11 protein-coding genes are annotated in these 23,188 nt (G+C 66.1%); 5 read left to right on the forward strand and 6 right to left on the reverse strand.

What is annotated here, in order from left to right; translation table 11 throughout:
* The first annotated feature begins 52 nt into the window (after positions 1 to 52).
* Together BFL43_RS13775 and BFL43_RS13780 are read left to right on the forward strand one after the other, a co-directional pair.
* A complete protein-coding gene (locus BFL43_RS13775; RefSeq protein WP_084839559.1) occupies positions 53 to 415 on the forward strand; it encodes a DUF485 domain-containing protein in 363 nt (120 codons plus the stop codon).
* Positions 412 to 2,046: a cation acetate symporter gene (locus tag BFL43_RS13780; RefSeq protein WP_084893103.1), complete on the forward strand. Its 1,635-nt coding sequence runs from the start codon at positions 412 to 414 to the stop codon at positions 2,044 to 2,046. The genes BFL43_RS13775 and BFL43_RS13780 overlap by 4 nt, the downstream gene beginning before the upstream one ends.
* A 189-nt stretch (positions 2,047 to 2,235) precedes the next feature.
* Here BFL43_RS13780 and BFL43_RS13785 read toward each other — a convergent pair whose 3' ends face one another.
* Positions 2,236 to 3,021, reverse strand: coding sequence for a sulfite exporter TauE/SafE family protein (locus BFL43_RS13785; RefSeq protein ID WP_084893104.1), 786 nt, complete (start codon positions 3,019 to 3,021; stop codon positions 2,236 to 2,238).
* A 65-nt stretch (positions 3,022 to 3,086) separates the two neighbouring features.
* Here BFL43_RS13785 and BFL43_RS13790 point away from each other — a divergent pair, with 65 nt between their 5' ends.
* Together BFL43_RS13790 and BFL43_RS13795 are read left to right on the forward strand one after the other, a co-directional pair.
* On the forward strand, positions 3,087 to 3,764 hold the full coding sequence (locus BFL43_RS13790; RefSeq protein ID WP_084893105.1) for a hypothetical protein: 678 nt from the start codon (positions 3,087 to 3,089) through the stop codon (positions 3,762 to 3,764).
* A gap of 59 nt (positions 3,765 to 3,823) precedes the next feature.
* Positions 3,824 to 4,348: a hypothetical protein gene (locus BFL43_RS13795; RefSeq protein WP_084893152.1), complete on the forward strand. Its 525-nt coding sequence runs from the start codon at positions 3,824 to 3,826 to the stop codon at positions 4,346 to 4,348.
* A 13-nt stretch (positions 4,349 to 4,361) separates the two neighbouring features.
* On the opposite strand, the gene BFL43_RS13800 is transcribed toward BFL43_RS13795, so the two are convergent.
* Positions 4,362 to 5,465, reverse strand: coding sequence for an NAD(P)/FAD-dependent oxidoreductase (locus BFL43_RS13800; RefSeq protein ID WP_084893106.1), 1,104 nt, complete (start codon positions 5,463 to 5,465; stop codon positions 4,362 to 4,364).
* Between the two features lie 162 nt (positions 5,466 to 5,627).
* Here BFL43_RS13800 and BFL43_RS13805 point away from each other — a divergent pair, with 162 nt between their 5' ends.
* The gene (locus tag BFL43_RS13805) at positions 5,628 to 6,494 is read left to right on the forward strand and encodes an alpha/beta fold hydrolase (protein ID WP_084893107.1); all 867 of its coding nucleotides are present in this window, start codon (positions 5,628 to 5,630) and stop codon (positions 6,492 to 6,494) included.
* Positions 6,495 to 6,512: 18 nt separating this feature from the next.
* Here the strand turns inward: BFL43_RS13805 and BFL43_RS13810 are convergent, their stop codons facing one another.
* From BFL43_RS13810 to BFL43_RS13825, 4 genes are read right to left on the reverse strand one after another with little or no spacing between them, the layout of a single operon-like run.
* On the reverse strand, positions 6,513 to 7,820 hold the full coding sequence (locus tag BFL43_RS13810; protein WP_084893153.1) for a SidA/IucD/PvdA family monooxygenase: 1,308 nt from the start codon (positions 7,818 to 7,820) through the stop codon (positions 6,513 to 6,515).
* Positions 7,813 to 9,615, reverse strand: a complete 1,803-nt coding sequence (locus BFL43_RS13815; RefSeq protein WP_240498248.1) for an ABC transporter ATP-binding protein — start codon at positions 9,613 to 9,615, stop codon at positions 7,813 to 7,815. Before BFL43_RS13815 ends, BFL43_RS13810 begins: the two co-directional genes overlap by 8 nt.
* Positions 9,612 to 11,321 carry an ABC transporter ATP-binding protein gene (locus tag BFL43_RS13820; RefSeq protein WP_084893108.1) on the reverse strand — a complete coding sequence of 570 codons (1,710 nt, stop codon included), beginning with the start codon at positions 11,319 to 11,321 and terminating at the stop codon, positions 9,612 to 9,614. Before BFL43_RS13820 ends, BFL43_RS13815 begins: the two co-directional genes overlap by 4 nt.
* The gene (locus BFL43_RS13825) at positions 11,318 to 22,990 is read right to left on the reverse strand and encodes a non-ribosomal peptide synthetase (protein ID WP_143695309.1); all 11,673 of its coding nucleotides are present in this window, start codon (positions 22,988 to 22,990) and stop codon (positions 11,318 to 11,320) included. The genes BFL43_RS13820 and BFL43_RS13825 overlap by 4 nt, the downstream gene beginning before the upstream one ends.
* Between the last annotated feature and the right edge of the window lie 198 nt (positions 22,991 to 23,188).

The raw sequence follows: 23,188 nt of genomic DNA on the forward strand, positions 1-23,188 counted from the left end.
ACCTCACTAATGTTCGAACGAGTTCTACATCCCTTCACACCAGGAGTCTCCCGTGACCACATCAGACCTGAGCCCGGAGGCGTCGCCCGAACGACCTGCCCCGGACGCGCAGGCGTTCATCGACATGCAGGCCAGTCCGGAGTTCCAGGATCTGCGCCGTCGGCTGCGCGTCTTCGTCTTTCCCCTGACGGCCTTCTTTCTTGCCTGGTACATGCTGTACGTCCTCGTCGCCACGTACGCGCACGAGTTCATGGCCACCAAGGTGTGGGGCAACATCAACATCGGCATCATCTTCGGACTCGGCCAATTCGTGTCCACGTTCATCATCACCGCCGTCTATGTGCGGTTCGCCAACCGTGATCTCGATCCCCGCGCGGCCGCCATTCGTGACGAGCTGGAAGGCCCGCTCAAATGACCACTCTCGCCGCGGACGCCGCATCGGTCGGCAACCCCGCCCTCAACATCGCGATCTTCGTCGCGTTCGTCGTCATCACGATGACGATCGTGATCCGCGCCAGCAAGACCACCAAGAAGGCCTCCGACTTCTACACCGGTGGCGGACAGTTCTCCGGACCGCAGAACGGTTTCGCGATCGCCGGTGACTATCTCTCGGCGGCATCGTTCCTCGGTATCGCCGGCGCCATCGCCGTGTACGGCTACGACGGCTTCCTCTACTCGGTCGGCTTCCTGGTCGCCTGGCTGGTGGCATTGCTGCTCGTCGCCGAATTGCTGCGCAACACCGGCAGATTCACGATGGCCGACGTGCTGAGCTTCCGGCTTCAGGAGCGTCCGGTTCGCATGGCGGCCGCACTGTCGACCCTCACGGTCTCGCTGTTCTACCTGCTGGCCCAGATGGCCGGTGCCGGTGGCCTTGTCGCGCTGCTGCTCAACATCGACGGCAAGTTCGGTCAAGGCGTTGTCGTCGCCGTCGTCGGCGTGCTGATGATCGCCTACGTCCTCATCGGTGGCATGAAGGGCACGACATACGTCCAGATGGTCAAGGCCGTGCTGCTCATCGCCGGTGCCGGCATCATGTTCGTCTTGGTGCTGTTCGCGGTGAAGGGCAACTTTTCGCAGCTGATCGCCGACGCCCAGGCCACGGTCAGTGGTTCGGCGAGCGAGGCGGTCGCGGGTCGCGACATCGCCGCGCCTGGTGCGAAATATGGCATCAGCGACATGTCGAAGCTCGACTTCATCTCACTCGGTATCGCCCTGGTTCTGGGAACCGCGGGTCTGCCCCACGTCCTGATGCGCTTCTACACGGTCCCCACCGCCAAGGAAGCTCGCCGCTCGGTCACCTGGGCCATCGCCCTCATCGGCGCGTTCTACCTGTTCACCCTGGTTCTCGGCTACGGCGCCGCGAAATCGGTCGGCCCGGACAAGATCCTCGCCGCACCCGGTAAGGAGAACTCGGCAGCACCATTGCTGGCCTTCGAACTCGGCGGAACGATCTTCCTGGCGGTGATCTCGGCGGTCGCCTTCGCGACCATCCTCGCCGTCGTCGCAGGCCTGGCGATCACCGCGTCGGCATCGTTCGCCCACGACATCTACGCCAGCGTCATCAAGCGCGGTAACGCGACCGAAGAGCAGCAGGTGCGGGTCTCCCGGATCACCGTCGTGGTCATCGGCGTGGTGTCGATCGTGCTGGGTATCGCGGCCATGGGGCAGAACATCGCCTTCCTGGTGGCACTGGCCTTCGCCGTCGCCGCCTCTGCCAACCTGCCGACGCTGCTGTTCTCGCTGTTCTGGAAGCGGTTCAACACCACCGGCGCGCTGTTCAGCATCTACGGCGGTCTGATCACCTGCATCGGTCTGATCGTGATCTCGCCTGCGGTGTCGGGCAAGCCGACGTCGATGTTCCCCGACGCCAACTTCGACTTCTTCCCGATGTCGAACCCGGGCATCGTCTCGATCCCGGCAGGCTTCATCCTCGCGGTCATCGGCACCTACGTCGGCGGCCGCCGCAAGGAGAACGCTGCCAAGCAGGCCGAGATGGAGGTCCGCAGCCTGACGGGTGTAGGCGTGGAGAAGGCTGTTTCACACTGAGTTATCTGCTCGCACTGAGTCTTCTGCTCGCTCCGCTCGCTTTGTCGGATGTGGCCATCAGGCGGTTGTTCTTCCCTTCTCCTCGCATCGCTGCGCTCGCTCGTCGGCAGTCCAGAACAACCGCGGCCACGTCCTCCGACAAAATCCGGCCTCACCATTCAAAGATGGTGGGGCCGGATTCGGCTGTTCTCAAGCCAGTAAGCGCCAGAGGCCGATGATGCCGACGATCACGATCACCGCGCGTAGTGCGGTGGGGGAGAGTTTCCGGCCGTACTTGGCGCCGACCACGCCGCCCACCAGGGAACCGATGGCGATGAGACCTGCCGCAGCCCAATTGATCCGGTCGAATGCGACGATCGTGTAGGCCAGAGCGGCAACCACGTTGACGATCAGCGACAGTAGGTTCTTCGCGGCGTTCAGGCGCTGGATCTTGTCGTTGACGATCACCCCCATGGCTCCCATCAGGAGGATCCCCTGGGCGGCGGTGAAGTAGCCGCCGTAGATACCGACGAGGAACGTCGAGCCGGTCAACAGCCCGGTCCGCTTCGGTCCGAGGAAGGTGTCGTTGGGGTCGTCAGGTGACGCGACCATCCGCTTCGCCGTCCATCGCTGAATCCGCGTCTGTAATACGACGAGCAACAGCGCCAGGACGAGCAGCACCGGAACGATCGTCTCGAAAGCCTTTTCCGGGAGGTGCAGCAGAAGCCAGCTACCGACGATCGCACCGACCAATGACGCCGGGATCTGCCACTTCAGCCGCGGCCACTGCCCGGCCAGCTCGCGCCGGTAGCCCCACGTGCCGGACACGCCGCCCGCCACCAGACCGATAGCGTTGGTCATGGTGGCGGTGACGGGAGGGAAACCAAAGGCGACCAAGGTCGGGAAGGTGATCAGAGTGCCGCTTCCGACCACGGCGTTGATAGCCCCGGCACCGACACCGGCGAACAGGATCGCCACCACTTCCCAGATCGACATTGGTATACCGTGCCACGCTCGGTTTGCGACGCACCAATCGCCTGACTGGGCTTCACTGGTCAGTGATGAGCTACGACGTCTCGGTGACCGACGACAATCTGTCGGCTCGGCCGCAGGAGTATCCCGGCCGGCCAGTACCCGGTCTCGGGTTGCTGCACGAGGGCCGGTTCTCGACCGCAATCGACGTGGACGATCTGAGCGCCGATCTTCGTCGGCACAGGCTTGCCGACCTTGCCGGACGCACGGCGGTGCTCGCGATCGGGTCCAATGCCTGCGCCGCGGTAGTCCTCCGAAAATTGGCGTCGGTGGGCGTCGACGCCACCGTGCCGTTCCTTTCGGGAAGCGCGCCCGGTATCTCGGTCGGGCACAGCGCGCACCGCAGCGTCGCCGGGTTCATCCCAGCTGCGCCGTACGCCACCGTCAGCACCCGGAACACCTTCATCGTCAACATGTTCAACGGCGATCAACTCGCGGCCATCGATGTGACCGAGCCCAACTATCGGCGCATCACCGTCGAGTGTGACCTGCCTGGACGAGGTTCAGCGGAGCTCTATGTGTCCCGGTGGGGTGTGATCGCGCCGCCGGAAGGGCCGGTGTTGTCCCTGATGTCGCAAACAGCACTGTTTCGCCGGCTGAGCGAACAATGCCAGGGCTTCCGTGAGGCTCAGGTAGACATCAAACCCCGAACAGTCGCTGACCTCTTCATCGAGCGGGGCTGGGCGCGGGACCCCGGTCTGGGGTGAACTAACCTCGCGGGTGTTGACAACTTTCGCCCGTCGGATTGGAACAGGAGGTGATCGGTGTGGCTTGGCTGATCGTCGTTGCCGCTGTGGCGTTCGCGGTGCTGACACTGCTCGGCTTTCTCTGGTTCGCCTACGACTCGAACAAGAGGGTGCGTAGATTCGCCAACTCGTCCGATCTGGTGCCGGGTAAACCGGGTCGTGCGCCGGCGGAGTGGAAGAAGTCGCCAGAACCGGAAGCCCTGCTCCATCGCCGAATCCGTTATGCGATGGGTCTGGTCTACGAGAATCCGTCCCTGCGCAATGACGACGAACTGCGGGCCGCACGGGAGCGCCTGGACGATGCGGTGTTCGTGCTGGACGACGAGCTGATCGCGGCCGCGGCCGCGCCCGATCGGGACGACGACGACTTCCGACGGATCGGCTGGGCCGTGCGGTGGCTGGAACTACTGCCCGGCGAGTTGTACTACGCGCCGAAAGCGGAAGCGCTGGTCAAGATCGATGCCGCCATCGCGAATCTGCGCGACCCCGCAGAGCCTCCGCCTGTCGAACCCGAGAACCCGGACGATCCGGACGAAGAGGCCTGATCCGAGTCAGGGGTCAGCTCCGGGAGGCAAGCAGGGCGACGACTTCGGCGATTGCGAGACACGAAGTGAGCCCGGGAGACTCGAACCCGAACAGATTGATAAGGCCGTCGATGCCGTGCTCGGATGGGCCCTGGATCAGGAAGTCGGCATTGGGTTCACCCCGGCCGGCCAGTTTGGGCCGGATGCCGGAGTAAGCCGGGCTCAGCGCATCATCGGGTAGCTGTGGCCAATACTTCCGGATCTCGGCATAGAACGCATCTGCTCTGCCTGCGTCGACGGTGTAGTCGACTGCGTCGCTCCACTCGACATCCGGCCCGAACCGGGCCTGGCCCGCGAGGTCGAGGGTGAGGTGCACTCCTAGCCCACCGTCGGCGGGTATCGGGTAGACGAGGTGGGAAAACGGCGCGCGACCGTGCGCGAGCGAGTAGTAATTCCCCTTGGCCAGTGCGCGTTTCGGTATCCGTTCGACGGGAAAGCCGTCGATCGCGTGCGCTACGCCCCAGGCGCCGAGGCCTGCGCAATTGATTAGGGTGTCGCACCGGACCGGCGTTCCGTCCAGGTCGATCTCGGGCCGCCCGTCGACGATGCGGCCGGATGTCACCGGCGTACGAAGGACAGTGGTGGTCCCTGCGTCACCGGCGTCGCGGTGCAGAGCCGACATCAGCCCGTGGCTGTCGACAATTCCTGTCGAAGGCGACAGAAGAGCCTCCACCGCAACGAGTTCCGGCTCGAGGTCGGCGAGTTCGACTGCACCGACCCGGCGCAGGTCGAGCACACCGTTTGCGGCGGCCTGTGCATTGATGGCGGTGAGCCTCGACACCTGCTCCGGACCGGTGGCGACGATGAGCTTGCCGAGTCTGCGGTGCTCGACGCCGCGGTCGGCGCAGTAGTCATAGAGCATCTCGCGCCCGCGCACGCACAGGCGGGCCTTCACACTCCCGGTGGGGTAATAGATTCCGGCATGGATCACTTCTGAGTTCCGCGAGCTCGTCTGCGTTCCGATCGCGCCTTCTGCATCGACGATGACGACTTCCCGGCCACCGCGAGCGAGTTCTCTGGCCACCGCCAGACCGATCACACCGGCACCGACCACCAGGCAATCAACGGTCTCGGCCACGCACGCTCACCCCTTGCTACTCCATTCACCCGGCGACGACGTTTGGTCGGGCACCGCCCCGAGATTACGCCGTGCGCTGCGACCTGAGTGGCGAAGAAGGCTGCGCCGGTGGCCCCTGGCTCGCTATCGTCGTGGCATCTCGAGGACCGGAGGTGGGTGAGCATGGGTGAGAAGCAATTGCTGACCGTCAACGGGGTGGATCTGTGTGCGGAGTCCTTCGGCGACTCTCACGATCCCGTGCTGTTGCTCATCGGTGGGGCCGGATGTGCCATGGACTACTGGGACGTCGAGTTCTGCGGCGAACTGGCGACAGCCGGACGCCGGGTCATCCGGTATGACCTTCGCGACACCGGCCGCTCTGCCACCTACCCGCCTGGCGCGCCGACCTATACGTCCCGCGATCTGGTCGGCGACGTCATCGGACTGCTCGATGTCCTCGGCGTTGCCGAGGGGCATCTGGTGGGTATGTCGATGGGCGGCGGTATCGCTCAACTCGCGTCACTGACCCAACCTGCCCGGGTCAGGTCGCTGACCTTGCTCTCGACCACTGCAATCGGTCCGGTCGACGACGAACTACCCGGACCGAGCGCCGCCCTCATCAGGCACTTGTCGAATGCACCGGCGGAACCGGACTGGCGGGATGCGGATGCGGTGACCAACTACCTGGTGGCAGATCTGCGTGCATACGCCGGGACGCTTACGGTCGACGACGCTGCCGTGCGCGCACTCGTGCGCAGGATCGTGCTGCGTACCAAGAACATCGAGTCCAGTGTGAAGAACCATTCAGTGCTTCCGGATGACCAGGCTCCTGCGGATCCGCAGATGTCGGCGATCACGGCGCCGACGTTGGTCATGCACGGCACCGCCGATCCGCTGTTCCCCCTCGAACACGGCAGGGCGCTGGCCAGAGCGATACCCGGCGCGAGATTCGTTGCGCTGGAGGGGGTCGGGCACGAAATACCACCGCGGCCGGTGTGGCCCGTGGTGATTGGCGAACTCATTCGGCACACAGAGCCGACCGAGGTATGACGTTGCTGTTCAGCGCTGTCAGACCGCCGCTCGCGGAGTCGTCGACGCACGGGCGCGCACATCCCAACGATCGCGGGCGATCGACTTCGCGATCTCGCCCGCTCGAACAGCGCTGTTGGACAGCAGTGATGAGGATATCCCGTGCGTGTGTTCGGTCCCGCCCTGCAGGAACACGCCGCCGGGCAGGGGCGTCTTCGCGACCAGTCGGTAGTCGCGCGCGACCTGGGCGCCCTGGGCGTCGAACGCAATGCTGTCGGTGAGATCACCGAGTATGACGCGCAGGTTCATCGGGTTGAAGCCGGTCGCGCACACCACGGCATCGCAGGCGATGTCCTCGGTGAGGCCGGAGGGTTCGTGGCGCACGGTCACGGTCACCTCGTCCGCGCTCTCGACGACTGCGACGACCTGCGACGCGCCGTGTACGAACAGACGGCGCTGCCCGCGGACCCTCTCGTCGTACTCTCGCGCGTACAACTCCTCGATGAGCGGAAGGTCGACCGCCGAGTAATTGGTACCCCGGTGGTACCTCATGAGTTGCTGCCGAAATTCCGGTGTGGCCGAATGGAAGTCATCGACGGCCCCGGGGTCGAAAATACGGTTGGCGTACGGGCTGTCGTCGGCAGGACTGTATCCGTACTTGGCGAAGACCGCGTGGATCTGTGAGTCCTGATGGTGGGTGTGCAGGTACTCCACGACCTCAGCGGCGCTCTGACCGGCGCCGATCACGAGAAAACTCTTCGGAGCCGGGTCCGGCAGTTCAGCCAGATGCGACAGCAGTTGGTGGTTGTGGAAGACCCGCTTCGATGCTGCCACGCCGTGCGGCATCTTCGCTGCCAGCCCTGCAGCGACCACGATGTTGCGGGCGCGCACCACACCCGCATGTCGTCCCTCCACCTTGACCGCGAAGGTGTCGCCCGTGCTGTCGATCGAGACCACCCGGCTGCCGTACGAGACAGCGGCGTTCACGCCGCGGGCCGCCCACTCGAGGTAGTCGTGGAACTCATGGCGCGTCGGGAAGAACGTCTGGAAGTTGACGAATTCCGTGAGCCGGTTCACCTCGGACAGATAGTTCAGGAACGTGTAGCGGCTTCGTACATTGCGTTGCGTCGCCAGGTCTTTGAGAAACGACACCTGCATGGTGGTGCGAGGGAGCAGCATCCCCGGATGCCAACCGAACTGCTCTTTGGTCTCGACGAATCGCGACGTGAGTTGTTGCTCCGCCGGCAATTCGGCGTTGAGCTCTTCCAACGCTATCGCGAGGGCAAGATTCGACGGGCCGAACCCGACGCCGAGGATGTCGACGACCTCCGTGTTGTGGTCATTCATGATCCGCATCCTTTCCTTGTCCTTGGATGTTCCAAGCGGTCCACAACTGGGCGAAGGGGCCCGGCGTGGCGAGTAGTTCCGATGGTGTTCCCTGCTGGACCAGTACTCCTCGGTCCATGACGACCACCCGGTCGCAGGTGACCGCCTGGCTCAGTCGGTGGGCGACGATCAGCGTCGTGCGTCCCGCGGTGGCGGCGACGGCCGAACGATCGAGATCGCGGGCTCCCAGACTCCCCGCCTCCGCGGTGGCCTCGTCCAGCACCGCAACAGGTGGGTCGATCAACACGAGTCTGGCGAGCGCGAGTTGCTGTGCCTGGGCGTCGGTGAGTTCGTGGCCACCCTCACCGACGATGGTGTCGAGGCCATGTGGGAGATTTTGGGCCCACTCGAGCGCGCCGACGCCGGCGAGGGCCGCTCGGATGTCGTCGGCGTCGGCCGCCGGTCTCGCCAACTGCAGGTCCTCGACGATCGTGCCGGCGAACACATGCACGTCTTGGCTGAGCACCACGACGTGTTGGCGCACGGTGCGATAGGGCAGGGCATGAAGGTCGACTCCGCCGATCGTCGCGGAACCCGATGCCGGCGGATACGTGCCGGCCGCGATGGCCGCAAGCGTGGACTTGCCTGCGCCGCTCGGTCCGACGAGTGCCACCGAGGTCCCCGGTTCGATACGCAGGCTCACACCACGCAGCACCGGACGTCCTGCGTCGTAACCGAAGTGCACATCGCGCAACTCGAGAGCACTGTCAGCCGGCACGGTGTGAGCCGACCCGGGATCGGTCTCATTCGTCGTGTCGGCGTCGGCCACGCCGACGAGTCTGGTCAGGCCGGCCGCGGCCAACTGGAGATCGGCAAAGCTGTAGAGGATCATCCCTATCGGGTTGAACAGGCGGTGGAAGAGCAGCGCGGCGGCGGTGGTCGCACCCACGGTCACAGCACTGCCCTCGACGAGGATGAAACCGACCACCAGAATTGCTGTGAGACCGATGAACTCGGCCCGATTGACCCGCCCCACCAATCGTGTGAACAGGGTGAAGGCCGAGATGGAGATGTCGCGCGCGGCTGCCGATGCGGCTTCGACCCGCGCGATCTCCCGTTCTTCGATTCCGTAGGCGTGCACGGTTCGTGCACCGACGATCCTCTCGACGAGTACCTGGGATCGCTCGGCGACCGTGCGTCGTTCGGCTCTGTAGCGGGGTGTCGAACGTGGCAGGTACCAGTGCAGGGCGAGACCATACAGGGGGATCGCGATGGCCCCTGCGAGACCGAGCCGCCAGTCCAGACCCGCCATGGTGATGATGCTGACGGCAGCGAGCACCGTGGAGATCACGACCGTCGGCAGGACCGTCGAGACCGCTTTGCTCACCGCAGCAACATCATTGCTGACCCGGGACAGCAGGTCGCCCCTGCCGGCGTCCTCCATGGTCTCGGCGGGCAGCCGTAAGGCGGTCCGGATGACCGACTCCCGTAGGTCCGCCAACAGATCGGACCCGAGAGCGGCGATGAAGTACATCGAGAACCCGGTGGCCAGTCCGCCCAGCAGGGCGGCGGTGGCAGCGATCGCGGCGATCGGAAGCAGAACCGAGAGCCGGCCCTCGCCTGCCACCTCGTCGACCAGGATCCCGAGTACGAGGGCCGGCGCGACCGCAGCCACCCCGGCGAGCAGTGAGGCCACGGCAATCCGGACGAGGGCGGGTCTGCGTTGCGCCAGTGCGACGGTGAGCCGGCGACGAGTCGCGGCACCTGTTGCGACCGGCAGTGCCGCGTGCCCGGTCGGGCCGTGTGCGAGGGTCAACGGAGCACCGCCTCGCGGTAGCGCAGGTCGGCCGCGGCGAGCTCGGCATGGGTACCTTCGCCGCGCACCCTGCCACCATCGACGAAGATCACGCGGTCTGCCGACGCCAGTAGGGCGGGACTGCTCGTGATGACGATCGTGGTGTGGTCGCTTCGGCCCTCGTGGCGTCGTCGATAGAGTTCGGTGGCCACAGTCCGTTCGGTGACCGAGTCGACGGAGGTCGTCGGATCATGCAGTACGAGAACCGAACTGCCGGAGGCGAGTGCCCGGGCCAGCGCGACCCGCTGGCGTTGACCACCGGACAAGGACTGCCCGCGGTCGGAGATCATCCGGTCGATCCCGTCCGGGTGGGAGTCGATCAGGTCGGCTGCCGCAACGGCCCTGAGTGCGGCTGCGGCGTCCGACTCCGCCGCGGCAGGCGCGCCCGTGGTGACGTTGTGCAGCAGGGAACCGCTGAACAGGTCCGTCAGATGTGGCTGCACCAGCAGTGCGCGGGGGAGCTCGGTCAGATCGGCCGCGGCCGCCGGGATGTCAGAGACCCACACTTCGCCGCGGTGCGGCGTGGCGCTTCCGGCGAGCAGGTCGATGATGCTCGTGCCGTCGACAGGGTCTGTCACCACCACGCCCAGGCAGTCACCGGGTTTGGCGATCATGCTGAGTCCGTGCAGCGATGCGTACTCGACATTCCGGAATTCCACACCGTGCGGTCCTGGTCCGAGCCGTGAGACCGCGGCAGGTTTGGCGAACTCGGCGTCGGTGATCAGGGCCAGACGCTGCGCCGAGGCCCGGGCAGTTGCGGCCTTGCCCGGTAAGAGGGAGAGCATGGCGAGCGGTTCCAAGAAGAACTGGGCCAACCCCAGAACGGTGACCAGTTCACCGATGCTGATGCGGCCTTCGAGCGCGTACCACCCCGCTCCGGTCGCGACCGCCACCGCCAGGATCGCACTGACCCCGATCGCAGCCCCCATGAACGCGCCCTGCCCTGCGGCCGTGCGGCGCATGGCCGTCAACGCGTGCCGGCTCGCGGTGGAGTATCGCTGCGCTGCCGCGTCTTCGGCGCCGATACCGCGAAGAGGTCGCAGTCCGGCGATCAAATCTGTTGCAGCGCCGGTCGCTCTGGCGATGCGGGTCTGCTGGCTGAGGGTCTGACGGGTCAGCAGGGGAGCGCTCAGCTGCAGCAGACCCAGAACCAGCGGCACCCCGAACAGCACCGCGAGACCCAGTGGCACGTCGATGATCAGCAGGGCCACCGCGCAGACGGCGAGAGCGGCCAGGGCGCCCAGAGCCTGTGGCAGGTAACGCAACAGCGCGGCGGTCTCATCGGCGTCGGTTCCGGTCACGGCCAGCAGTTCGCCGCTGCGTAGGTCGGTCCGCAACCGCCGGGGACCGAGTATCCGGCGCACCGCGTCCATGCGCAGTCGATGAGCCTGATGCAGTGCTGCGTTCATTCCGAGGCGGGCGCCGAGCCGGTAGCAGATCGTCAGTGCCACGAAGACACCGGCGAGCACACCGATCCACCAGGCCAGGGCTCCGAGGTCGCCGCCGTCGACGGCCTGATCGACGATGACGCCGATGAGGATGGGAACCGCAACCTCGCACATCTGGTGCAGGCACAGCAGTACCGAAGCGGCGGTGAGTGTTCCGCGCCGGTCGATCAGGCTCTGCCGGATGATCGACCAGCCGGTGGTCGTGTCTCGTGCCGTCATCCGCCGGCCTCGACGATCTTGGCCGAGTGCGCACCGCGTTCGAGATGTCCCGCGATGATCGGCCCGGCCGTACGCAGCGCCGCAGGGCTGCACATCTGCCAATGGGTGACCGGTAGCGGATGCATCTGGGCAACGCCTGCCACATGGGGAGCCCAGGAGTCGAACGCTGCCGTCGAGCCGGGAGCATCCGCGTCTGCCGAGAAGAACAGCAGGTCTCCGTCGAACCTCCCCGGAACATGCTTGTGGAGCAACGCTGCATGGTGCTCGGCGGCCGCGATCAGACGCTGAACCTGGGGTTGGCGCAGCCCGGGCGGCATGTCCTCGATCTCGGCGAGGACATCGGCGATGGACTCCGTGGTCAGGTGACTGAGGTGGTCTGCGCCGACGTCGTCGAGACCCAGAGCGCCGAGGATGTCGGCGGCGCGCAGACCGGTGTCGTCGGTGGGCGCAACGGGAATTGCGCTGCTGTCGAGAATGATCAGCGATCCCACCTCGGCACCCGCTTGCGCGAGCTGCACTGCCATGGCGTGCGCGATGACGCCGCCCAACGACCAGCCGAGGAGGTGGTACGGCCCGTCGGGGGCAATCCGCCGGACCTCACGAAGGTAGCGCTGCGCGGTCGCCTCGATCGAGTCGGCGAGAGGTTCCTCGGAGTGCAACCCGGGCACCTGGAGACCATAGACAGGTCGGTTGTCGTCGAGGTGCCGGGCGAGACCGGCATAGCTCCACGACAGGCCGAGAATCGGGTGGATACAGAACAGCGGTGTCGTCGTGCCGGTCTCGCGGATCGGGAGTACGACGTCGAGCGCAGAATCGGCAGCCATCGGATCGAAGGTGTCGATGCGTCGGGCCAGCGCGAGCACCGTCGGGTCGGCGAGGAACCACTGCAGAGGAATCGGGCGCTGCAGCTCATCGCGGATCCTTCCGAGCACCCCGATCGCGGTGAGCGAATTACCGCCGATGGAGAAGAAGTCGTCGTGGACACTGATGGCCGGGACGCCCAGTGCGTCGGCGAACGCGGCTGCCACGAGGACCTCCGTGGCGGTGGCGGGCGCGCGATGAGGTACCCCGGACTCGAAATCGGGTTGCGGTAGCGCCCTCTCGTCGAGTTTTCCGGTCGGCGTGAACGGAATGGAGTCGGTTGCCATGATGACGCCGGGCAGCATGTGCCGTGGCAGGAACTCGGCCGCGAACTCCGAGATCTCATCGGTTCGTGATCCGTCGTGCGCCGGCGCTACGACGTAGGAGACGAGTACGACCTGTCCGCCCGGTCCGGGTCGGGCGATGGTCACGGCGCGATCGACGTGGGGGTGTCGCGTGAGGACTGCGTCGATCTCACCCAGTTCGATCCGGTGCCCGCGGATCTTGACCTGGTTGTCGGATCGGCCGTGGTAGCGCAGTTCGCCGGCGGGCATCATCGTGACGAGGTCGCCGGTTCGGTACATCCGGGCTCCGCCGGCGCCAAAGGGATTGGCTGTGAATCGATCTGCGGTGAGCGCCGGTCTGCCGTGGTAGCCGCGAGCGAGCGCCGGGCCCGCCAGATACAGCTCGCCGGTCACACCAGCGGGCACCGGGCGAAGGCGTGAGTCGAGAACCAGCAGTTCGAATCCGTGGACCGGTCGTCCGATGGCCACCGGGCGCCCGGCGTGCAGCTCTGAGACCGTGGCGATGTCGGTCGCCTCGGTGGGGCCGTAGCCGTTGCGCATCTGCCGTCCCGGGGCCCAACGATCGACCAGTTCGGCGGAGACCGATTCGCCGCCCACGCCCAGAACCTGTAAACCGGGCAGGTCGACCGGATCGAGCATGCCGAGCATGGTCGGCGTGATCAGCGCGTGGGTGACCCCGTGTCTGCCGATGAGATCGGAGAGTTCGGCGGGCGTGAGGTCGGGCGGGGAGATGACCAGGGTCGCCGCAGCCGACAGGGCAGAGATCTGTTCTCCCACAGCCATGTCGAAACTCGGCGACGTGTTGTGCAAGAAGCGTGACGTGCTGGTCATGTGGTACCGCAGGAGTCGCTCTGCGGCCAGGTTGGCCAACCCCTGGTGCGTGACGACGACGCCCTTGGGCGTACCGGTGGAGCCGGACGTGTAGATCATGTAGGCGGGGTGCCGGAGATCCGACGCGTGGTGGTTGGAAGGCTGTACGGGCGCGGTGAACATCTCCTGCGGAAGATCTTCGAGGACAACCCAAGTCACCGAGTCCGGCAAGCCGGGTCGTTGGTCGCGAGTGGTGATGCCCAAGGCCGCTCCACAGTCGGAGAGCATGTGCGCGATGCGATCAGCAGGATAGTGCGGATCAATGGGGACAAACGCTGCACCGGTCTTCGCGACCGCCCACACCGCGCGTACCGAATCCAGCGACCGGGGCACGGCGACGGCGACGAAGGTCTCGGGGCGGGCCCCGCGGTCGGCGAGTAGGCGGGCGAGAACATCGGTCCACTCATCGACGTCGCGGTAGCTGTACTCGCGGTCCCGCCAGAGGACCGCGGTCCCTGCCGGATTCGCGTCCACGGCCGATGCGATGAGCTGGGCCAGGGTGGCCTGGGGCACTGCTGCAGGACCCCGCATCGGGACGAGTTCGGCACGTTCGGCGTCGGACAACAGTTGCAGCTGTCCGGTTGGTGAATCCGGTTCCTCGGCGACAGCCCGCAGGACTCGATGCAGTCTCCCGGACAGCGCCTCGACGGCTCCACGCGTGAACGCGTTCTCGTGAAAGGTCAGGCGAAGCGTCAGCTCCGATCCGGGATTCGCGGTCAGTGACAACGGATAATGGGTGGCCTCGGAGCCGTCGACGCCGGTGATCTGCATGCCGTCGATCGATCCGGCGGCCGCGATCGCGTCTGCGTCGAGCGGATATGACTCGAAGACGGTCAGGGTGTCGAAGACGGAACCGGGTCCGGCCGCAGCCTGGACATCGACCAAACCGAGGTAGTGGTGCTCGAGGAGCCGGGCCTGCTCGGCTTGTTGTCGTTGCAGCAGAGCGGACATCGGTTCGTCGGCGTCGATCACGACTCGGACCGGAACGGTGTTGATACACAGTCCGACCATGGACTCGACCCCGTCCAGATCGGCAGGCCGTCCCGAGACGGTGGCGCCGAAGGCGACATCCTGCGAATCGACCTGCTGCGCGATGACGATGGCCCAGGCGGTTTGGACGATGGTGTTGAGGGTGACGCCGAACCCGGCTGCGACCGTACTCAGCGCAGCCGTTGCTGCCTCGTCGAGGACATCGGTCACGGAGTCGATCTCGCCGGTCGCACTATGGTTCTCGACCAACAGCGTGGGCTGGTCGCACCCTGCAAACGCCTCGGCCCATGCTGCCCGCGAGGCGTCGTGGTCCTGCTGGTCTACCCACAGGAGGAAATCGCGGTACGACGGTGCGGGTGGGAGAACGACGGAGTCGGCGTGTGTCGCGTACAGCATCAACAGGTCTCGGAGCAGTAGCGGCATGGACCAGCCATCGACATTGATGTGATGGAGGGTCACCACGAGCTGCCAGCGGTCGTGCCCGGTTCTGATCAATGCGAACCGCAGCAGGGGAGGCCGCTCGAGTCGGAACCGTTTGCCGAGTTCGCTGCGGCGCACGCCACCGACGGCACGGCTGGATTCGTCGATGTCCAGATCGCTGACGTCCAGTTCTTGCCAGTCGGGTTCGAGGTGGTCGACCACGATCTGTACTGCCGCGCCGCCGCTGTCGGTCACGAACGCGGTTCGGAGATTCTGGTATCGCCCGACCAGGGCCACTGCCGCAGATCGAAGGCGGGCGCCGTCGACCACACCTTCGAGGTCGAGCACGGTCTGCGAGACGTAGACATCGCGGACGGGCGCCAACTGAGCGTGGAAGGCAAGACCCTGCTGCAGCGGAGACAACGGCCACACGTCGGACATGTCGGGGTAACGCTGCAGCCAGCGGTCGAGATCGGCCTGGGCGACGTGGAACGGATGAAGATCCGAGGGAGTGAGCTCTCCACCGTTCGCTCTCACCTGATCGGTGAGCACTTGCAGCGAGCGAATCCAATACTCGGTCAAGGTGCTCACATCCGAGTGGGAGAGCACACCGCTCGCATACCCGAAGACTGCGGAGAGGACAGCGGAGCCGTTCGACTCCGTGACGAGCGCGTTGATGTCGAGCGCGGCGGCCGCCGGCATGTCCCGGTCCGCATCGGGTTCGAGGATGCCGTCGGCCGCGGGCATCCAGCCGAGCTGGGCGAGGTCCTCGGGAATCGCCTGTGCCCCAGTGCGTCCGAGGTAGTTGAAGCTGATCTCGGGCGGATGGGTCGTGGTGAGGGCGGCACTCGATGCCGGGTTCAGGTGACGCAAGATCCCGAATCCGATCCCGCGCCGCGGGACCGCCCGGAGGTGTTCTTTCACCCGCTTGAGGACGGCGACCGCGGTCGGCCCGGTAAGGGTCGCAGGCAGTTCGAGTCCGCTCAGGTCGAATCGGACGGGATAGACGCTGGTGAACCAGCCGACGGTGCGGGACAGATCGGCGCCCGGAACCACGGTCTCTTCACGGCCGTGCCCTTCGAGCTGTGCGAGCACGGACACCTGCCGATCGCCGTGCTCGGCCCGCCAGACGTACAGGGCGTGCATCAACGCGGCCAAGAGCACGTCTTCGACGTTGCCGCGGAATGCTCTCGGTACCTCGTCGATCACGGCCCGGGTCAGATCCCGATCGAGTTCGACCGTGATCCGCTCGACGCTTGCGACGGTATCGATCCGAGGGTCGAGATGCCGTGGTCCCAGCGGATGGTCCGGTGCTGCGAGCACCGACTGCCACCATGGCAATTCGTCCGTTGCTTCCGGCGCGATCGCGTGCTCGAGCAGGGCATGCGACCACCGACGCAACGATGTCCCCACCGGGGCGAGTACCGGAGGCAGGCCTGCGGACAGGGCAGCCCAGGCCGAGATCATGTCGGGCACCAGGATTCGCCAGGAGACGCCGTCGACGATCAGGTGATGGAGCACGACGACGAGTCGACCGGAATGGCCGGCATCGATCCACACGAACTGCATCATGTCGCCGGTGCGAGGGTCCAAGTGGCCCAGGGCCTGCCGGTATTCGGCTTCCGTCTCGGCGCTCGGATCTGTGCCGGCGGGCACCTCGACATGTCGCAGGAGACGATCGACCGCCACCGAGGCGGTCGGCCGGATCTCGAGTCCGGTATCGGTGAGGACGGCCCGCAGGGCGTCGTGGTGATCGATGACGGCCGACAGGGTCGAAACGATGCCCGCCCGGTCGATGCCCTCCGGGAGCTCGAGCACCAGAGTCTGGGAGAAGCGCCCGAACCCTCCGGGGCGTTCGACCATGTCCCGCATCACCGGGAGCAGGGGCAGCGAGCCGGTGCCGCCGCCAGGGAGTTCCGCGAGCTGTACGTCGTCTGCCGGATCGGTGCCGGCGACCTTGGCCAGCGCGGCTACGGTCTTGTGTTCGAAGACATCACGCGGGGTGAAGTGCACGCCGTGGGCGCGGGCGCGCGATACGAGTTGTATCGATCCGATGCTGTCACCACCGAGTGAGAAGAACGAATCGTCGACCCCGATCCTGTCTTGTCCGAGCAGCTCTGCCATCAGCTCGGCGATGGTGGTCTGGACCGCGTCGGCGGGAGCCCGGTAGGGCGTCGTGGCGGTGGTGAAGTCAGGCACGGGAAGGCGTTCCTGATCAAGTTTCCCGTTGACGGTCAACGGAAGTCGATCCACCACCACATACGCCTCGGGCACCATGTGCGCGGGTAGCGCAATGGTCAGGACAGTGCGGATCGCGGCGGTGTCGACTGCGACGTCCTGGCGCGGCACCACGTACACCACCAGACGGTCGCCGTGGTCGGTGACTCGTTTGAGGACCACCGCCTGCCGGACACCGGGCAGGCTGTGGGCCGCGGATTCGATCTCGCCGAGTTCGATGCGGTAACCGCGGATCTTGACCTGGTTGTCGGAGCGACCGTGATAGCGCAGTTCACCCTCGACCCAGGAGGCGACGTCGCCGGTCCGGTACATGCGGGCACCCGGGACCGAGAATGGATTGGCCACGAACCGCTCTGCGGTCAGCGCGTGTCTGCGGTGGTAGCCGCGGGCCAGTGCCGGTCCCGCGAGATACAGCTCTCCGGTGACACCGACCGGAACAGGCCGCAGCCGGGTGTCGAGGACCAGTAGTTCGAAGCCGTGGACCCCCGTGCCGATCGTCACCGGTTGCCCGGCCTCGAGGCGGGCCACGGTGGCGATGTCGGTTGTCTCGGTGGGACCGTAACCGTTGCGCATCTGCCGGCCGGGCGCCCATCGATCGATGAGCTCGGTGGTGACCGCTTCTCCTCCCACACCGAGGACGATCAGCTCGTCGAGCCCGGTGGGATCGAGCGCGGTGAGCATCGTCGGTGTGATCAACGCGTGCGTGATGTGTTCGGAGGCAAGCAGATCCGTCAATTCCTCCGGCGACAGATCGGGTGGCGAGATGACCAGCGTTGCCGCGGTCGACAGTGCGGCGATCTGCTCGCCGATGGCCATGTCGAAGCTCGGCGAGGTGTTGTGCAGGAATCGTGCGGACGGATGCATCGCGTAGTTCAGGCGGCGTTCCGCCGCGAGGTTGGCCAGCCCGCGATGGGTCACCACAACCCCTTTCGGGGTCCCGGTCGATCCGGAGGTGTAGATCATGTACGCAGCGTGCTCGATGTCGACGGAGACGTCGGCGGCGGCGTCTGCATCCCCCTTGACATCACCCTCCGAATCCGCACACGCGACCGCGGGCATGAGATCGTCGACGATGATCCAGTGCAGCGTGTCGGGCAGGTGGGCACGGTTCGCCGCAGTGGTCAGTCCGAGGCGAGCACCGGAGTCTTTGAGCATGTGTGCGATTCGCTCCGACGGATACGCGGGATCTACCGGGAGGAACGCGGCACCGGTCTTGATCACTGCCCAGGTAGCTCGCACCGAGTCCAGCGATCGGCGAACAGCGATGGCGACAGGGGATTCCGGAGCGGCGCCCTGCGATATCAGTCGCTCTGCGAGGTCGGTGGACCAGTCATCGACCTCTCGGTAGGTGTGTCCGACGCCCTGCCACTGCAACGCGACGCCATCCGGGTTCGCCTCGACTGCGGCTGCGATCAAGGAACCGAATGTCTGGGGCGCCACCGATGTGCGGCCGAGCGCGGGGACCAGGCTCTCGTACTCGTCGGAATCGAGGATGTCCACGTCACCGACCGGCGTCTCTGGTCGATCGGTGAGCTCGATGAGCAGCATCAGGAAGCGCGACACCATCGCCGCCGCGGTGTCCGCATCGAAGATGTCGGTGGCATAACGCAGTTCGCACCGGAGGGTGCCGTCGACCTGTTCATCGATGTTCAGTGCCAGATCGAAGTGAGTGGTCCCGTGTTCGAAGTCCAGGGCCCGGACGGCAAGTTCGGGGAGTTGAAGCGCGGCCGCCCCGTCACCGGTGGTCACCGTGTTGGTCTGCACGCTGAGGGTCACCTGGAACACCGGCGAGAAGGACTGCGACCGCGGCACGTCGAGCTCGTCCACCAAGCGTTCGAACGGTACGTCTGCGTTCGCGTAGGCGGCGAGGTCGGCGGCGCGCACCTGATCGACGAGATCGTTGAAGCTGGTCGCGGGATCGACGATCGTCCGGAGCGGCAGGGTGTTGACGAACATGCCGATCAGGTCGTCGAGCAACGGGTCCGATCGGCCGGAGATCGGTGTTCCGATGACGATGTCGGTGGTGCTGCACAGGCGTGACAGCAGGGTGGCGTACGCGGCATGCAGAGTCATGAACATGGTGGCGTCATGCAGCCCGGCGATGTCGTGCAGGCGACTCGTGAGGTCACGATTCACCACGAAATCGACTGCAGCACCGCGGTAGCTGACGACCGGCGGTCGTGGGCGGTCGGTCGGTAGTGACAGGATCGCGGGTGCGTCGCGCAAGACCTGCATCCAGTGGTCGATCTGCTTGGTTCCGGTTGCGTCGGGATCGTCCGGCGCCCCCAGCCACGTGTTCTGCCACACCGCGTAATCCGCATATTGGACCGGCAACGGCGGCCATCCCGGGGTGGCTCCTCGCTTGCGCGCCTCGTAGGCGATGGCGATGTCGCGGGCGAGTGGGGCCAGCGACCCCCCGTCGGCGACGATGTGGTGCATGATCACCACGAGCACGTGGCTGTGTGCGTCGAGTCGGAACAGCCGGGTGCGCAGGCTCATCGCCTGAGTGATGTCGAAGGGGACACCCGCGAAAGCGCCTATTGCCGGCACCAGTCCGGCGGGGGTGAGCGGATGCGGGGTGAGGTCGATGCAGGCCTGCTCGATCGGCAGCACCCGCTGCACGGGACCTGCATCGTCTTCTGGGAACACAGTTCGCAGAGACTCGTGCCGTCCGGCGACGTCGAGCATGGCCGCTTCCAAAGCCGGGGCGTCCAGATCTCCGTCGAGGCCCACCACCAACGGGAGATGGTAGGCGGTCCCGAGGGGATCGAAACGGTGGAGGAACCACATCCGGGTCTGCGCCGGCGAGAGCGGAATCCGCGCGGGACGCGTACCGGGAACCAGAATCGCGCGCGGGGGGCCCGATGACGCCGGGCGCCGGGCGATGCCGCTGACCGTCGGATTGTCGAAGATCTCGCGGACGGTGAGGCGGGTGTGCAGGTCTGCGTTCACGCGTGAGATGAGCCGGGTTGCCGCGAGGGAATCGCCGCCCAGATCGAAGAAGCTGTCGTCGGCGCCGACCCGGTCGAGGTCGAGCAATTCGGCAAAGATCGTCGCGACGCGGACTTCTGCGGGGGTTGCGGGGTCCCGGAAAGGGGCCGATGCCAGTTCTGGTTCCGGGAGGGCAGTCCGGTCGACCTTGCCTGCGCGGGTGGTCGGCATCTGTTCGAGCACGGTTATCACCGCCGGCACCATGTAGCCGGGAAGTGATTGCGCCGCAGCGGCCCGAAGGGCAGCCGGTTGCACCACCGCGCCCGGCGCGGCACAGATGTAGGCGACCAGGATCGTCTGGTCGCGCCGGTCTTTCCGGGCGACGACCACCGCTGTGCCCACGTCGGCACGGCGGTTCAGCAGTGCCTCGATCTCGCCGAGTTCAACCCGTTGGCCTCGGACCTTCACCTGTGAATCGGTTCGTCCCAGGTACTCGAGCCGGTGGTCGGCGGTCCAGCGAACTATGTCGCCGGTCCGGTACATGCGCCGGCCTCCGCCGACCGGATCGGCGACGAACCGTCCTGCGGTCAACGCCGGGCGGTCGACGTATCCGCGGGCCAAACCCGGACCCGCGAGGTAGAGCTCACCGGCGACGCCTTCGGGCATCGGGCGCAACCAACGGTCGAGCACCAGTGCCCGGACCCCTTGCAGGGGCGCGCCGATGGTGATCGCCGCAGGGGTGTCCAGGGCCTCGGACATGCTGACGACGATGGTGGCCTCTGTCGGACCGTAGCTGTTGAAGAACCGCACTCGGGTGCCGAACCTCGCAACGAGGTCGGGTGGGCACACATCGCCGCCGACCACGATGGCCTCGAGCGACTCGAGTCCGGTGGCGTCGAGGGTGCCCAGAACGGCAGGCGCGCTGACGATGTGGGTGACGTTCCCGCGGCGTATCACCTCGCCCAGTTCGTCACCCCCGACCACATCTGCCGGCGCGATCACCAGTGTCGCCCCGGCGCTGAAGGTCAGGACCATCTCGAAGATCGATGCGTCGAAACTCGGGGAACTCACACGCAGAACCCGGGACGTCGAGGTCACGGCCAATTCGGGACGCGCTGCCGCCGTGAAGGTCGCCAGGCCCCTGTGCGAAATGGCAACGCCCTTGGGCACACCGGTCGAGCCGGAGGTGTAGATGATGTACGCGACGTGGTCGAGACGCAGGCGCAGCCCACGGTCGGCGTCGGTGATGGGCGCATCGGATTCGGCGGCAACAGCGCCGCGGAAGGCGACCTCGTCGATCTCGAACCACGGGATCGTCTGCGGCAGCCCGGCGGTGGCGTCGGTCAGGCCGATCGTCGCCGCCGAGTCGGCGATCATGTGCTCGAGTCGCTCCGCCGGGAGCAGCGGATCAAGGGGGAGATACGTGGCACCGGTCTTCGCGATCGCCCACAGGGCGACGATACCGTCGACGCCGCGTGGGAAGGCCGACGCGATCACGGACCCGGCAGTGGCGCCCAGGCCGATGAGCCGCCGGGCGAGCCTGTTCGTGGATCGGTCCAGGTCGACGTAGTCGATGGTGAGGTCGCCGAGGACGAGCGCCGACCCGCCTGCGCTCACACCGCGAGCCAAGATGTCTGCCAGCGGGATCGGGGGGAGCGCAGGTGCGCCGAGCGCCGGTACGAGCGAGCGTCTCTCCGCCGCGGTGAGCACATCGAAATCGAACACCCGGGAATCAGAGGAGGCTGCTGCGAAGGTGCCCAGGAGATCGACAAACCGGCGGTGATGGTTGTTGAGGTCGGCGTCGGTGTAGGAATGGCGGTTTGCTTCGAAGTCGATTCGGGTGGTGCCATCGACGCTGGGATACAGATTGACCGAAAGGTCCTGAATCGGGCCGGTCGACAGGATCTGGAACCGACCGGACACGGGGCCGAGTTTGACGTCGGAGGGGAAGTTCATGATGTTGATCGCCGGCCCGTAGAAGCCCCGAGGATCCTCGCTGCCGCCCACGTCGCGACGTAGATCCTCGCTGCGGTACCGCTGATGGCGAAGGGCGCCGGTGAGCTCGAGCTGAACCTGCCCGACGAGCTCGGCGACGGTTGTCGTCGGCGATATCGTCACGCGGATCGGGACGACATTGGAGACCATGCCCCCGGAACGGCGGAGGATTGCGCTGGTGCGGCCGGAGACCGGGAGGCTGAGCACCACGTCGTCGGCGCCGGTCACGTGCGACACGTACGCTGCGAGCGCCGCGATGAGCATCGGGGTCTGGAACGACTTCGTCTGTTGGGCGGCGTCGTCGAGCGCGGCGGTGAGCTGCGGCGAGAGCAGGCCGCCGATGCGTCGCGGACAGACGTCCGGCGCTGCGGTTGTCGGTGTCAGGCTCACCGGGTCCGGCAGTCCCGCAGCCTTTCCCATCCAGTAGGCCCGGTCTTTCGCGAAACGCGGAGACGCGCGGTATGCATCCTCGGCCGTGTTGAGCTCGGTCAGCGGCGGCACCGACGGCGGATTCGGATCGTGGTTGTCCAACGCCGCGGTGTACAGGTCGCTGGCGCGGTTGATCAGCAGGATTGCGCCGTAGCCGTCGATGACGATGTGGTGGATGCAGGAGTACCAGTAGTAATGCTCGTCGCCGAGCCGTATCACTGCGCCTTTGATGAGTCGGTCCTGCAGCAAGTCGATCGGTGCCGAGTAGTTCGCGACCATCCAGGCCTGCGCGGCAGCTGCGGGGTTGGGCTCGCGGCGCAGGTCGATCCTCTCGAACCTGTCGGTGAGGGTGCGGTCCACGACTTGAAAAGGCGTACCGTCTATTTCGACTAATCGAAGCATGCCACAGTCGATCTCGTGCATGCTGTCGCGCACCACGTCGTCGAGGAGGTCGACGTCCAGTGGGCCGTTGATCTCCGCGTAGTTGGCGATGACGATCGGGGTGTCGGGCATCAGGTGCTGGGCGAACCAGATCCCCCGCTGAGCCGCGGTCAGCGGGAAAGCCGAGCCGTCGGCTGCGCTGACCGATCGGCCGGCGGGGCTGATCTGCGACGGATCTACCGATTCCACGTGACGCTCTCTCGTATCTTCTCTGAGCGCGTAAATCACCTGCCGAGGACACAGTCGTGGCCCGGATGTTAGGGAATGCTTCGCTAAGAATAGTTCGGTAAGGCTAGGTTTGCATGAGGCCGGTTATTCGGTCAAGCTGAACCCAATAAATCGCTGTGGCGCTGCCGTCGGGCACCGGCCCGAACGAACGAAAAGGTC

It is taken from the genome of Williamsia sp. 1135 (genome assembly GCF_002095395.1).
Taxonomy (GTDB): Bacteria; Actinomycetota; Actinomycetes; order Mycobacteriales; family Mycobacteriaceae; genus Williamsia.

Bases quoted from the DNA above. Each gene is read 5' to 3' on its own strand.
- BFL43_RS13780 (WP_084893103.1), top strand. From the start codon at position 412: ATGACCACTCTCGCCGCGGACGCCGCATCGGTCGGCAACCCCGCCCTC.
- BFL43_RS13805 (WP_084893107.1), top strand. From the start codon at position 5,628: ATGGGTGAGAAGCAATTGCTGACCGTCAACGGGGTGGATCTGTGTGCG.
- BFL43_RS13810 (WP_084893153.1), bottom strand. From the start codon at position 7,820: ATGAATGACCACAACACGGAGGTCGTCGACATCCTCGGCGTCGGGTTC.
- BFL43_RS13785 (WP_084893104.1), bottom strand. From the start codon at position 3,021: ATGTCGATCTGGGAAGTGGTGGCGATCCTGTTCGCCGGTGTCGGTGCC.
- BFL43_RS13790 (WP_084893105.1), top strand. From the start codon at position 3,087: ATGAGCTACGACGTCTCGGTGACCGACGACAATCTGTCGGCTCGGCCG.
- BFL43_RS13820 (WP_084893108.1), bottom strand. From the start codon at position 11,321: ATGACGGCACGAGACACGACCACCGGCTGGTCGATCATCCGGCAGAGC.